Annotated in this window: 7 protein-coding genes; 5 read left to right on the forward strand and 2 right to left on the reverse strand. The window is 66.9% G+C overall.

The window, feature by feature from the left end; all coding sequences use genetic code 11:
- Nucleotides 1-28: 28 nt before the first annotated feature.
- Nucleotides 29-2947, forward strand: coding sequence for a glycosyl hydrolase 115 family protein (locus tag ACW18B_RS07645; RefSeq protein WP_492050900.1), 2919 nt, complete (start codon nucleotides 29-31; stop codon nucleotides 2945-2947).
- 109 nt (nucleotides 2948-3056) lie between these two features.
- Here the strand turns inward: ACW18B_RS07645 and ACW18B_RS07650 are convergent, their stop codons facing one another.
- Together ACW18B_RS07650 and manD are read right to left on the reverse strand one after the other, a co-directional pair.
- Complete coding sequence (locus tag ACW18B_RS07650; protein ID WP_492050901.1) at nucleotides 3057-3806, reverse strand: FadR/GntR family transcriptional regulator; 750 nt, start codon at nucleotides 3804-3806, stop codon at nucleotides 3057-3059.
- A gap of 122 nt (nucleotides 3807-3928) precedes the next feature.
- Nucleotides 3929-5140 carry a D-mannonate dehydratase ManD gene (gene manD / locus ACW18B_RS07655; RefSeq protein WP_492050903.1) on the reverse strand — a complete coding sequence of 404 codons (1212 nt, stop codon included), beginning with the start codon at nucleotides 5138-5140 and terminating at the stop codon, nucleotides 3929-3931.
- Nucleotides 5141-5421: 281 nt separating this feature from the next.
- On the opposite strand from manD, the gene ACW18B_RS07660 reads away from it, so the two are divergent.
- The 4 genes from ACW18B_RS07660 (at nucleotide 5422) to ACW18B_RS07675 (ending at nucleotide 13935) form a co-directional block, all read left to right on the forward strand.
- Complete coding sequence (locus tag ACW18B_RS07660; RefSeq protein WP_492050905.1) at nucleotides 5422-7548, forward strand: alpha-glucuronidase family glycosyl hydrolase; 2127 nt, start codon at nucleotides 5422-5424, stop codon at nucleotides 7546-7548.
- A gap of 471 nt (nucleotides 7549-8019) precedes the next feature.
- Nucleotides 8020-9600 (forward strand): methyl-accepting chemotaxis protein, encoded by a 1581-nt coding sequence (locus ACW18B_RS07665; RefSeq protein WP_492050907.1) that lies wholly within the window; start codon nucleotides 8020-8022, stop codon nucleotides 9598-9600.
- A 52-nt stretch (nucleotides 9601-9652) separates the two neighbouring features.
- On the forward strand, nucleotides 9653-10552 hold the full coding sequence (locus tag ACW18B_RS07670) for an alpha/beta fold hydrolase (protein WP_492050909.1): 900 nt from the start codon (nucleotides 9653-9655) through the stop codon (nucleotides 10550-10552).
- Nucleotides 10553-10851: 299 nt separating this feature from the next.
- Nucleotides 10852-13935 (forward strand): TonB-dependent receptor, encoded by a 3084-nt coding sequence (locus ACW18B_RS07675; RefSeq protein WP_492050911.1) that lies wholly within the window; start codon nucleotides 10852-10854, stop codon nucleotides 13933-13935.
- Nucleotides 13936-14383: the final 448 nt, after the last annotated feature.

Below are 14383 nucleotides of genomic sequence, written 5' to 3' on the forward strand. Positions count from 1 at the left end.
GGGCCCAGATTCATCCGGAGCCTTTGGTGTGGACGCGCCTTCGGGCGACGCCAGCGACCCGGGCGGTCGTGGGTTCGATCTGGGCCCCGGCCTTCGCCGGGGAGAGCGGAAGTGGGGAATCGCCGGCGCCCTGTCCGCCCTGGCCCTCGCCGCGGCCCTGGCGCTGGCCGTCGCCCTCACGGCCCCCACCGCCGCGCACGCCGCCGAGCCCGCCGCGATCACGGCGACCGCCGCGCCGGGCGCCTTTCCGCTGATCCGGAACGGCAAGCCCGCCCGGGTGGAGGCCGATGTCACCGACTTCCCCGGCGTGCTGCGGGCCGTGGGCGATCTGCGCGCCGACCTGGCCAAGCTTTCGGGCGGCGTCCCGGCCAAGGACGGCCCCGCCGTCATCATCGGCACGATCGGCAAGAGCGCCGCCATCGACGCCCTGATCGCGTCCGGCAAGCTGGACGTTTCCAGGACCACCGGCCAGTGGGAGGGCTTCGTCCAGCAGGTGGTCGACAACCCGCGCCCGGGCCTGGACCGCGCCCTGGTCATCGCCGGGTCCGACAAGCGCGGTTCGATCTTCGGGGTCTATGACCTGTCTGAACGGGCCGGGGTCTCGCCCTGGACCTGGTGGGCGGACGTTCCCGTTCCGGCGCGCCCCGACCTGTTCGTCGCCCCCGGGGCGCGGGCCGAGAAGCCGAAGATCAAGTATCGCGGCATCTTCCTCAATGACGAGAACCCGGCCCTGTATGGCTGGGCCAACGCCACGTTCGGCGGCTTCAACCACGCCTTCTATGAGCGGGTCTATGAGCTGATCCTGCGGATGAAGGGCGACTATCTGTGGCCGGCCATGTGGGGCAAGGCGCTGTATGACGACGACCCGCTGAACGCCCCCCTGGCCGACGAGATGGGGATCGTCATCGGGACCTCGCACCACGAGCCGATGATGCGGGCCCATGTCGAGTGGGACCGTTACGGATCAGGCCGCTGGGACTATGCCAGGAACCCGGACAAGCTGTGCGACTTCTGGCGCGAGGGCGTCACGCGGATGGGCGCCAATGAGAGCCTGGTCACCGTGGGCATGCGCGGCGACGGCGACGAGCCGATGAGCGAAGGCACCGCCACCCAGCTCTTGGAAACCATCGTCGCCGACCAGCGCAAGATCATCGGCGAGGTCACCGGGAAAGACCCGGCCAAGACCCCGCAGGTCTGGGCGCTCTACAAGGAAGTGCAGGACTATTACGACGCCGGCATGCGCGTGCCCGACGACGTCACCCTGCTGTTCGCCGACGACAACTGGGGCGACATCCGGCGGCTTCCGGAACCCGGAAAGACCCGCGCCGGCGGCTACGGCGTCTATTACCACTTCGACTATGTGGGCGGGCCGCGGAACTACAAGTGGCTCAACACCAACCAGATCGAGCGCACCTGGGAGCAGATGAAGCTGGCCGACGACTACGGCGCCGACCGGCTGTGGATCGTCAATGTCGGCGACCTGAAGCCCATGGAACTGCCGATCGCGTTCTTCCTCGACTATGCCTGGAACCCCGACGCCCTGCCGGTGGAAAAGCTGGCCATCTACACGCGTGACTGGGCGGCGGCGCAGTTCGGGACCGCGCACGCGGTCGAGATCGCGGCGCTCTTGGACGGCTATACGAAGCTGAACGCCCGGCGAAAGCCCGAGCTTCTGGACCCGTCGACCTTCAGCCTGGTCCAGGATCGCGAAGCCGAACGGGTCGAGGCCGAGTGGACCGCCCTGACCACCCGCGCCGACGCCTTGCGCGCGGTGCTGCCCAAGGCCCAGCAGGACGCCTTCTTCCAGCTGGTCTGGTTCCCCGTCCAGGCCAGCGCCAACCTGACCCGGCTCTATATCGCCGCCGGCCGCAACCGGCTGTATGCCCAGCAGGGGCGGATCGAGGCCAACGCCCAGGCCGAGCGCGTGAAGGCCCTGTTCGCCCACGACGCCGCGCTGACGCGGCAGCACGACGCCCTGAACGGCGGCAAGTGGGTCCACATGATGGACCAGACCCATATCGGCTACACCAGCTGGCAGCAGCCGGAGACGAACATCATCCCCGCCGCGGTGACCCTGACTCCCGTGGCCGGCCCGGCGCTGGGCGTGGCGGTCGAGGGGCGCGTGGCGGCCGTCGAAGGCGCGGCCGACCTGCCGATCCTGCATCGCTACGGCGCGCAAAGCCGCTGGATCGACGTGTTCAATCGCGGGGCGGCGCCGCTGGACTTCACCGTTTCGCCGGGCGCGCCGTGGCTGAAGGTGTCGCGCGGACCGGCGGGACCGGGCGGCGATGCGCGGCTGGAGGTCTCGGTCGACTGGAGCAAAGCCCCCAAGGGCGAGCAGCGGGTTCCGGTGACGATCACCGCCGGCGGCGCTAGCCTGGTCGTGACGGCGGTCATCGTGAACCCGACCCGCCAACCGGCCAAGGGCGCCTTCGTCGAGGCCGGCGGCGTGGTCGCCATCGAGGCCCAGCACCACGCCCGAGCGACCACTGTCGACGGGGTGAGCTGGAAGACCATTCCCAATCTGGGCCGCACCCTGTCGGGCGTGGCCGCCTATCCGACGACCGCGCCGTCCAGCCTGCCGGGCAAGGGACCGGCGCTGGAGTATCGGATCGACTTCGAAAAGGCCGGCCCGACCGACCTGACGGTTTACGTCTCGCCCAGCCTGGACTTCCGGGGCGGCGATGGGCTGCGCTACGCCGTGTCGATCGACGGCGCCGCGCCGGTGGTGGTCAACATCATCCCCGACCGCTCGGAAAAGGCCTGGGACAAGGCGGTGGCCGACAATATCCGCGCCCTGACCACCCGGCTGGAAGTCCCCTCGGCCGGTGCGCACCGCGTAACCCTGTGGCGGGTTGATCCGGGCGTGGTCTTCCAGCGCCTGGTGCTGTCGCGCGGACCGCTGAGCGGGAGTTATCTGGGTCCGGCTGAGAGTTTACGTCGATAATATATTATATCTGTAAATCTCAACTTGGCGACCTGATCTGACGCTGGCTATCGTCACCCCGGAGGTGACGCATGGCCACGCGGCGCGAACGGCGACGGGGCGAGGTCCCCTAGATCGCCACCCGTCTGGCGATCGCGCTGCGGCGGGCGCTGGTTTCCTGCTTGGCCTTCTGGACGGCTTCGGTCTCGGTGGCGCTGAGCAGGTGTTCGATCACGCGTTCCAGATGGTCGCGCATGGCCTGGCGCGCGGCGGCGGGGTCGCGGGCCTTCAGGGCCTCGAAGACGCGGCGGTGCTCGTGGATGCGGGGCTCCAGCCCCATGCCGCGGGCGCGGGTCAGGATGTTGCGGGCCAGGGGCGAGCGATTGCGCCACTCCCACAGGTTCTCGATCGTGGCGATGATCGCGCCATTTCCGGTGGCCCGGGCGATGATCATGTGGAATTCGCGGTCGGCGTCCTCGCCGCCAATTTCGTCTTCCTCATGCATGCGCACCATGAGGGTTTCCAACTGGGCCAACTGCGCGTCGTCGATGCTGGTGGCGGCCAGGGCCGCGGCCTCGCCCTCGAACAGGCGTCGGGCCTCGATCAGTTCGAAGGCGCCGATCTCGAGGTCGATCTCGGGTGAAGGGGCGACGGGGCGGACAGCGCCGGTGACATAGATGCCCAGCCCGTGGCGGGCCTCGATCATGCCCAGCATTTCCAGGGCGATCATCGCTTCGCGCAGGGTGGGGCGCGACACCCCGAACTGCTCGGCCAGTTCGCGCTCGGTCGGCAGCCGGTCGCCCAGCTTGTACTGCCCGGCCTCAATGGCGTCGGCCACGGTGTCGGCGATACGGCGGTAGAGCTTGACGTTATCGGCCATGGGCGGTGTTTCGACTCTCGTGCGGCCAAAGGCCAGTGCAGATCGGTTTCACCCCAACTATCGCGCAGATTCTAGTCCTTCGCTCATCATTTCACCCGGTAGCGCCCGTTTCGGGGACCGGCTCACCAGTCGTGCATCGATCCGTCTTCGCGGCGGGCAATCGGCAGATAGGCGGGCTTGTAGGGATAGGTCGCCGCCAGGGCCTCGTCGATGTCGACGCCCAGGCCCGGGGCCTCGCCCGGATGCAGCATGCCGTCAGAGAAGGCGTAGGCGTGCGGGAACACCGCGTCGGTCTCGGGCGTGTGGCGCATATATTCCTGGACGCCGAAATTGGGGATCGACAGGTCCAGCTGCAGGGCGGCGGCCATGCTGACCGGCGACAGGTCGGTGGCGCCGTGGCAGCCGGTGCGCACATTGTGCATCTCGGCGAAGCTGGCGATCTTGCGCAGGTGGGTCAGGCCGCCGGCGTGGACGACCGTGGCGCGGATATAGTCGATCAACTGGTCCTGGATCAGGGTCTTGCAGTCCCAGATCGCGTTGAACACCTCGCCCACGGCCAGGGGCGTGGTGGTGTGCTGGCGGACCAGGCGGAAATTGTCCTGGTTCTCGGCCGGGGTGCAGTCCTCCATCCAGAACAGGCGGTAGGGCTCCAGATCCTTGCCCAGGCGGCCGGCCTCGATCGGGGTCAGGCGATGGTGAACGTCGTGCAGCAGGTGCACGTCCCAGCCCAGGCGCTCACGGGCGGCCTTGAACAGCTCCGGCGCGACGCGCAGGTATTTCTCGGTCGACCAGATCGTTTCCTTGGGCAGGTCGCTGTCGGCCGGCTCGTAGAAGAACTTGTCCTTGGAGACCCCGTAGGTCCCTTTCACCCCGGGCACGCCCGACTGCAGGCGGATGGCCTTGTAGCCCTGCTCGACATAGGCGGCGGCGTTGTCGAGGGTCTCTTCGATGGTCTCGCCATTGGCGTGGCCATAGACCATCACGCCCGAGCGGCTGGCGCCGCCCAGCAACTGATACACCGGCAGGCCCGCAACCTTGCCCTTGATGTCCCACAGCGCCATGTCGACCGCGGCAATGGCCGACATGGTCACCGGCCCGCGCCGCCAGTAGGCGCCCTTGTAGAGGTAGTGCCAGATGTCCTCGATCTGATGGGCCTCACGGCCGATCAGGCAGGGGATGACGTGCTGCGTCAGATAGGCCTCGACCGCCAGTTCGCGACCGTTCAGCGTGGCGTCGCCGATCCCGTAGGTTCCATCCTCGGTGACGATCTTCAGCGTCACGAAGTTGCGCCCGGGGCAGGTGACGATGGTCTTGGCGGCGATGATCTTGGACATAGGACGCTTTCTAGGGGACGCTTGCGGGGCATCGGTCGTGAGGGAGGCGACCAAACGCAGCGCCCTTCAGAGCGCATGGCTGTCCAGTTTCCTCCCCGACTATCGGTTTAGCGGCGGCGGACGGGTTGTCAACCTAGTGGTCAGACCACTAAGACAGAGTGTCTCGACCTCTTACGCCGGCTCACGGGGAAGAGGCGCAACACCAAGCCTGATCGACCCGGCTTTCGTCAGGGGCGATCGCAGAGCGTTCTGGCTCCAGCGAGAGCCCCCGGGAGTGAAACATGCGCCTTCTGACCGTGATCTGCCTGCTGGCCGGCCTTGCCGGCGCCCCTCTGGCCCGAGCCGAGGACGGCCATGATCTTTGGCTGCGCTACCGCCCGGTGGAGGCAGGCGCCGGCTATGCGGCGGCGACGATCGCGCCGGTGGCCGACACCCCCACCTTGACGGTGGCCCGCGCCGAACTGGAACGTGGCCTGACGGGCCTGATCGGCGCGCCGGCCAAGGCGACGACCGGCGGCGTCATCCTGATCGGCACGCCGCAAAGCTCGCCGGCCATCGCCCGCCTGGCCCTGCCGCTGAAGGCCGCCGGCGACGAGGGCTATCTGATCCGCACCGTGAAGATCGACGGCAAGTCCGCCACGGTGATCACCGCCAACAGCGACATCGGCGTGCTGTATGGCGTCTATCGCTATCTGGCCCTGATCCAGACCCGCCAGCCGGTCGCCAGCCTCGACATCGTCTCGGCCCCCAAGGTCAAGCTGCGGATGCTCAACCACTGGGACAATCTGGATCGCACCGTCGAGCGCGGCTATGCGGGCCAGTCGATCTGGGACTGGTGGAAGCTGCCCGACTACAGCGCCGATCCGCGCTATGTCGACTATGCCCGCGCCAATGCTTCGATCGGCATCAACGGCACGGTGCTCAACAACGTCAACGCCAAGGCCCTGAGCCTGACGCCGCGCTACATCGCCAAGGCCGGGGCCCTGGCCGATGTGTTCCGGCCCTATGGGATCAAGGTCTATCTGTCGGCCCGCTTTTCCGCGCCCATCGAGATCGGCGGGCTGAAGACCGCCGATCCGCGCGATCCGGCCGTGGCGGCGTTCTGGAAGGCCAAGGCCGACGAGATCTACAAGGTCATTCCCGACTTCGGGGGCTTTCTGGTCAAGGCCAATTCCGAGGGGCAGCCGGGGCCGCAGGACTATGGCGCCACCCACGCCGACGGGGCCAACATGCTGGCTGACGCGGTCGGCCCTCATGGGGGCGTCGTGATCTGGCGGGCCTTTGTCTATTCGCACGAACAGCCGGACGACCGCGCCAAGCAGGGCTATAGCGAGTTCAAGCCATTCGACGGCCAGTTCCGCGACAATGTGGTGATCCAGGTCAAGAACGGCGCGATCGACTTCCAGCCGCGCGAGCCGTTCCACCCGCTGTTTGGGGCCATGCCCAAGAGCAACCTCGGCATGGAGTTCCAGATCACCAAGGAATATCTCGGCTTCGCCACTCACCTGGCCTATCTGGGCCCGATGTACGAAGAGACGCTCAAGGCCGACACGATGGTCAAGGGCAAGGGCTCGACGGTGGCCAGGGTGGTCGACGGCTCGCTGGACGGCCGCACGCTGACCGCCATGGCCGGGGTGGCCAATATCGGCGCTGACCGCAATTGGAGCGGCTCGCACTTCGATCAGGCCAACTGGTACGTCTTTGGCCGCCTGGCCTGGGACCCCGAGGCCTCCAGCCGCGACATCGCCGCCGACTGGGCGAAGATGACCTTCAGCAACGACAAGCGCTTCGTCGGGCCGGTGGTCGACATGATGATGGCCTCACGCGAGACCGTGGTCGACTACATGACCCCGCTGGGCCTGCACCACCAGATGGGCCGCAGCCACCACTACGGGCCGGGGCCCTGGGTTAGCGGCGGCGAGCGCGCCGACTGGACCAGCGTCTACTACGCCAAGGCCGGCCCCGACGGCCTGGGCTTTGACCGCACCGCCTCGGGTAGCAACGCCGTGGCCCAGTACGCGCCGGCGGTGGGCGCCTGTTTCGCCGACCTCAAATGCGTGGATGAGAAGGACCTGCTGTGGTTCCACCACCTGCCCTGGGACTATCGCCTGAAGTCGGGCCAGACCCTGTGGGACGGCCTGGTCACCCACTATTCGCGCGGCGTGGCCGGGGTGGGGGCGATGCAGAAGACCTGGGCGGACCTGACCCCCTATGTCGACCCCGAACGCCACGCCCAGGTGGCCGACTTCCTGACGATCCAGCACGCCGAAGCCCAGTGGTGGCGCGACGCCTCGGTGGCCTGGTTCCAGAGCTTCTCCAAGCGCCCGCTGCCGGCCGGCGAGGCGGCGCCGGCGCTCACGCTGGAAGACTATGAGGCCATGAGTTTTCCTTATGCGCCGGGCATTTAGGTCACGGCGGCGGCCAGGGGGCCGTCGCCTTGTCCCCTTTTTCTCGCGATAGCTACCCAAAATGAGTACCAACGTTCTCCCAAATTTGCGGTGGTATGACCTCGCCCATGCGCTGTCGGAAAACAAAGCCGTGATTTCTGGGGCATTGTTACGGTTTTGCAAAACACAATTACTGCTTCAATATTGAGAATCCCGCAAAAATTTTCCGCCAGATACCTTAGCGTAAACCGACGTTATTTGACTTATATTGAGGTAAAAATAAGTAGAGAGCCTGTGAAATTTTAGTCTTTAATTGCAAATTCACCATCATCTGACTCTCTATACAAGAAATCTCTCCAGGGTTTAAGTTAAAACGCCGAGTATCGGCGGGCGTGTATTGGGCTCGTTAATCCCCCGTTAGCCATTTTTTACGAGCCTGATGCGACTAAATGTAACAGTGCAAATCGAGTACGGGTGGGGGCTCGGTTAAACATGTGGTTTCGGGAGAAGACCCGAGCGCGACGCGCCGAGAACCGGCGTCTCCGCGAGCTGGAGGGGCTGGCGGCGGCGATGGACCGGTCGCAGGCCATGGTGGAATTCCGCCTCAATGGGACGGTCGTCCGCGCCAGCACGCCTTTCCTGGGGCTGACAGGCTATTGCCCGGCGGAAATCATCGGCTGTCCGCACAGCATGTTTCTTGCCGAAGACGACGCTGACAGCGCTGGCTACCGGGATTTCTGGCGCGCCTTGGGGCGCGGGGAATCGATCACCCGCAAGGTGCGCTGGTACGGCAAGGATCGGACCTCTTTCTGGGCGCAGGCGTCCTACAGTCCGATCGTGAGCGGATCGGGAAAGGTCTCGCGCATTGTTCTGTTCATCACCGACCTGACCGATATCCACGCCGAGCAGAGCCGGCCGCGCAGTCCGACCGCGCGCATCGCCGAGCAGGACGAGGTGATCGCGGTGCTGTCTGACCAGTTCAAGGCGCTGGCCAGGGGTGAACTGGCCACGCGGATCACGGTCCCGTTCGACGCAGCCTATGCCCACGTCAAGGACGAGTTCAACGCGGCGCTGGACGGGCTGGGCGCCACCATGACCGCGATTTCGGCGGCGGCGGGCGGCCTGGGGGCCTCGTCGGACGCGGTCGCCCGCGTGTCGCATGATCTGTCGCGCCGCACGGGGCGGCAGGCGTCGGACCTGCTGGAGGCGCGCACCGCCCTGTCCAAGCTGGCCCTGGCGGCCGCGCGCGGGGCCGAGACCGCTCGCCAGGCGTCAGGCGTCACCGCCGATACGCGCGCCGACGCCGGCGGGGCGCGCAAGGTCATGCGCGAGACGATCAGCCTGATGGGCGAGGTCGAGCAGAACTCTGTCCGGATCAATCAGACCGCGGCTCTGGTCGACGAGATCGCCTCGCGGGCCGGCATGCTGGCCCTGATCTCGGGCGTCGAGGCCGGCCGCAGGGCCGCTACGGGGGGCGGCTTTGCGGTCGTCGCCGAGGAGGTGAGGGGCCTGGCGCAGCGCGCGGCGGAGGCCGCCAAGGCCGTCAGAGACGCCGTGGACGCCAGTCGGGCCCAGGTGGCGCGCGGGGTCCGTCTCGTCGGCGATGTCGACGTCTCCCTTGGCGGCATGACAACCCGGATCACGCAGATCGACAGTCTTGTCGCCAAGGTCGCCAAGGCGGCCCAGGAGCAGGCGGCGGGTCTTGAGCAGATCAGGACGGTCATCAATCGTCTCGACACTGTCGCGCAGGACCATGTCGACATGGTCGGCGAAGCGGCGGTGGTCTCCAGCAAGCTGATCGACGAGGCGGATGATCTGATCCGGGTGATCAGCCCCTATCGCGCCAATGTGACGTCTCGCCCGGCGATGCGCGGCGAGGCCGCCCCGGCGAACCGTCCCGCGCCGGGCAACGCCGTGGCGCAGGCGCAGGCGAGGATCGCCGCCTTTGCGCGCCCCAACGGCGCCGTCGCCAATCCCCCCTGGGAGCTGGATCGGGCGGTGGAGCAGGACTGGGAGCGTGAGGCGGAGCGGCGTTGGGACGAGGCGGCGGCGCGGTCAGCCTCCGCCGTTTGACCTCGCTCAAAGGTCCTCTACAACTTCCGGTGTCGGACATGGGGAGCGCCGGATGGCCAAGGTCGCCGCCAACGGAATTCAGATCGAATACGAAGCCTTCGGTCCCGCCGCCGGAGAGGCGATCCTGCTGATCATGGGTCTGGGTCAGCAACTGACCCGCTGGCCGCCGCCGGTGATCGAGCGCCTGGTCGGTGAGGGCTTCCGGGTCATCGCCTTCGACAACCGCGATATCGGCCGGTCGACCGCGTTCGACGCCGCCGGGACCCCCGACCTGCCCGCCGTGTTCGGCGCCATTGCCGCGGGTCGCAAGCCGGATGTGCCCTACCTGCTGGAAGACATGGCCGATGACGCGGCGGGCCTGCTCGAGGCGCTGGCGATCCGCCGGGCCCATGTGGTCGGGGTTTCGATGGGCGGCATGATCGGCCAGATGCTCGCCGCGCGGCATCCGGCCAGGGTGGCGTCCCTGGTTTCGGTGATGTCGAGCACCGGCAATCCGGCCGTGCCGCCCGCTACGCCGGAGGTCCAGGCGGTGCTGTACTCGCGCCCTGCGGCCAACGACATCGAGAGCCTGACTGACCATGCCCTGAAGGCCCAGATCGTCATCCAGAGCCCGGCCTGGCCGGTGGATCCGGCGATCGAGCGTCCCAAGCTGAAGGCCGCTCTTGAGCGGTCCTACAACCCGGCGGGCGTCGCGCGCCAGATGTGCGCCATGCTGGCCTCGGGCGACCGCCGCGCGGCGCTGAAAGCCATCACCGCCCCAACGGTCGTGCTGCACGGCGACGCCGACCCGCTGGTGCGGCTCGCGGGCGGCGAGGACACCGCCGCGACGATCCCGGGCGCGGAGTTGCGGGTCATCGCCGGCATGGGTCATGACCTGCCGCCGGGCGTCCATGACGCCCTTGTCGAGGCGGTGCGTTCGGCCGTCGACCGGGCCAGAACGGTGTGGCTCTAGCCCCGGGCGCACGCCCGCCGGCGGGCCTCAAACCCCCGGTCAAGTTGGTCTGACCTCACCGGCCCGACCACGGGCATGGTCGGACCGTGGGGCCGCGCCCTGGCCCCAAGGCGTCAGACCGTGGCCGCAAAACCTCACTCACGGAACAATGGTCGGACCTGTCCCGGATTTCAAGGTATGACCACGTTGACTTAAAAGGCCTTACCTCGTAACCGTCGAATCCTGTGACCGCTACCATGTGTCGGCCGCGGTCAAAAAACGAACGAGCGCGCATAGCGTCGTGTCATGGGGAGAGAAACATGCTGTCATCTACACGCCGTAACTCCGGTCGCCGCATGGCCCTGATCGGGGCCACCTGCCTGACGTCAACCCTGTTTGGCCTGGCGGCCCAGGCCCAGACCGCCGCTGCTCCGGCGGCCGGCAGCGACATGATCGAGGAAGTCATCGTCACCGGCTACCGCAAGAGCCTGGCGCAATCGACCGTCGCCAAGCGCGAGACCACCGGCTTCGCCGACGCGATCTTCGCCGAAGACATCGGCAAGTTCCCTGACTCCAACATCGCCGAGTCGTTCAACCGCATCCCCGGCATCACCATCACCCGCGACATCACGGGCGAAGGCACGAACGTCGCCATCCGCGGTCTTGGCTCGAACTTCACCAACGTGACCCTGAACGGCGCCTCGATCGCCGTGGCCTCGTCGGGCGCGACCGACGCGCAGGGCACCGACCGCTCGGTCGACCTGTCGTTCTTCCCGACCGACCTCTTCACCAAGCTGACGGTCAACAAGAGCTACTCGGCCAGCCTGCTGGAAGGCGGCGCGGCGGGTAACATCGACATGCGCTCGGCGCGTCCGTTCGACCGTCCCGGCCAGCACCTCAGCATGAACGTCCAAGGCGTGAAGGCCGACGGCGCCAAGGCGGGCGCCAAGGGCTCGCTGATCGCCAGCAAGACCTGGGACACCTTCGGCGTCCTGTTCGGGGTTTCGGGCCAGCGCCTGAAGACCGACACCCGCGGCTACGAGACCATCGGCTACACCAACCCGAACCTGTCGGCCGCCCAGTGCGGCGCGGCCACGGGCTGTAACGCCACGGGCGGCGGCAACTGGACGATCCCGGGCACGGTGCCGGTCGGCGCGGGCGGCGGCCTGGTGGCCGGCACGGTCATCGACCGCAACTTCCTGCTGGCCAACAACCCCGGCGCCACGATCCAGCAGATCGACAACGGTCTGCTGCCGCGCCTGGGCCGTCCGTCGGCCTCGTACGGCGCCCGCGACCGCCTCAACCTGGTCGGCAGCATCGAGTGGCAGCCGAACGACGACATGAAGTTCTATGTCGACGGCATGTACGGCTACAAGAAGACCGACCTGATCCGCGAAGACATGATGTGGATCGTCCGCAACGGCGCGATCATCCCGACGAACACCAAGTACGACAAGACCGACTGCTCGACCGGCTGCACGGTCACGCAGGGCACCTACGCCAACTCGCAGTTCTTCCTGGAATTCCGTCCCTACCTCGAAAAGACCGAGCTGTGGGGGATCAATCCGGGCGGCGAGTGGCAGATCACCGACAAGCTGAAGGTCGAGGCCCAGGCCAACTACACCAAGAGCACCTTCCACCGCGAAAGCCCGACCTTCGGTCCGGTGACCGCGCTGGGCGTCGGCACGACCGTGGACTACACCTACAATCCCGAAGGTCCGCCGACCATCAAGAGCAGCGTCGACCTGAACAACCCGGCCAACTTCGTCTGGACCGGCGGCCGCCTGAACATGCAGGACGAGAAGCGCTGGTATGAGACCAAGGGCGCTCGCGGCGTGGTCACCTGGGGCGACGAGGCTCTGAACCTGAAGTTCGGCGCCAACTACGACGACATCTCGCGCACCATCCGCGGCTATGACAACAGCGGCGCCTGGCAGAACGCGACCTGCGGCAACAACCCGAGCCTCAACCTGCCCTCGCCGAACAGCCAACCGGCCTGCCAAGGCCTGAACCAGCCGGGCGCCGCGCCGGCCGGCTATCCGACCTATCCGGGCTACGGCACGGGCTCGACGGCGGGTCAGACCGGGACGCTCACCTATGGCGGTTCGCTGATCCCGACCTCGGGCCTGGCCAGCTATCTGAAGCCCGGTCCGGCCGGCTTCGTCACGGTCGACTGGGACAAGGTCAAGCAAGCCTCCAAGTACGACCAGTTCCACGACAACACGCCGGAGTCGGGCGGTTCCAACACCGGCGCCAGCGGCGGCTCCATCAACGAGAAGAACAGCTCGGCCTACACCGAGTTGAACGGCGTCACCCAGGTCAAGGACAGCGACCTGCGCTTCAACGTCGGCGTCCGCTACGTCCACACCAAGCAGACGATCGGCGGCCGCGTGTCGGTGGCCGATCCGCGCAACACCCTGCCGGGCGGCGCTCAGCTCCCGGACGGCTCGCGCTATCCCAACATCACCAACTTCGTCTACACCGAGAACACCTATTCGAAGTGGCTGCCGGCCGCGAACATCGCCTATGACGTGGGCGAGCACGCCGTGGCCCGCGTTGCGGTCTCGGAAACGATGACCCGTCCGGATCCGGCCGCCCAGCTGCCGGGCGTCAGCTTCGGCGCCCCGTCGGCCGACCAGGCCACGATCGGCAACTCGGCCCTGAAACCGTACTTCTCGAAGAACATCGACCTGGGCTTCGAGTTCTACACCGGCCAGGAAGGCGTGATCGCGGTCAATGCGTTCCGCAAGTCGCTGACCGGCTTCACGACCAACAACGTCGTGACCCAGCCGTTCTCGGCCCTGGCCCAGTACGGCATCACCTACGACACCCTGAACGACACCCAGAAGACGGCCATCAACTCGCGTGGCGGCCCGACCCAGGCGCAAGTCCAGGTCCAGTCGCAGATCAACGTGCCCAACAAGCTCACGATCAACGGCCTGGAATTCCAGTGGGTGCAACCGCTGGACTTCCTGACCAGCCGCTTCGGCGTCGAGGGTCTGGGCTTCAACGCCAACGCCACCATCGTCGATCAGACCAGCAACGGTCCGGCGACCGCCTATGGCGTGGCCAAGTACACCTACAACCTGACGGGCTACTACGAGCACAACGGCGTCAGCCTGCGTCTGAGCCAAGTGTACCGGAAGGGCTCGCAGTCCAGCGGCGCCAACCAGAACGGCATCGCCTCGGCCGCCCTGTTCTCGGACGACTACAAGCAGATGGACTTCTCCTCGAGCTACGATCTGGAGAAGATCTTCGGCATGAAGAACGCGCCGCAGGTGACCTTCAACGTCACCAACCTGACCGACGAGTCGCTGCGCTCGTACTTCCAGTACGACAACGCGACCTTCACCTACTACAAGCCCGGCCGTACGTACGTGCTGGGCCTGCGGATGAGCTTCTAAGCTCATTGACCTACGGTCCGGGCCCTTGGGGGTCCGGACCGCGCTTTCTCCCCTCCTCACCTTTTTGCGTGAGCTTCCCTGCGACACGCGAAGTCCACGGCGCATTCCCTTCCCGGAATGCGCCGTTTTTTTGGGTTCAGGCCAGGCCTTGAGAACGCAGGCGAACGGCGCGCCTTGCGCCACACGGCGGGTTGGGTCGGGTCACGCCGTTGGACACCGACAAGCGGACGTCGTGAACTTCCTGGAAGGGGGCGAGCGGGCGCCACACTGCGTCCTTCGAGGCTCGGCTACGCCTCGCACCTCAGGATGAGGAATTCAGTCGCCAAAAAACGCCTCATCCTGAGGCGCCCGCGCAGCGGGCCTCGAAGGACGCACGGCGTTGACAACCGACTAGGGTCGGGAACGGAAATTGGCGACCAGCCCAACACCAGACCTTCAAGATGTCCAT

The sequence above is a fragment of the Caulobacter sp. FV2ps19 genome (assembly GCF_058681035.1).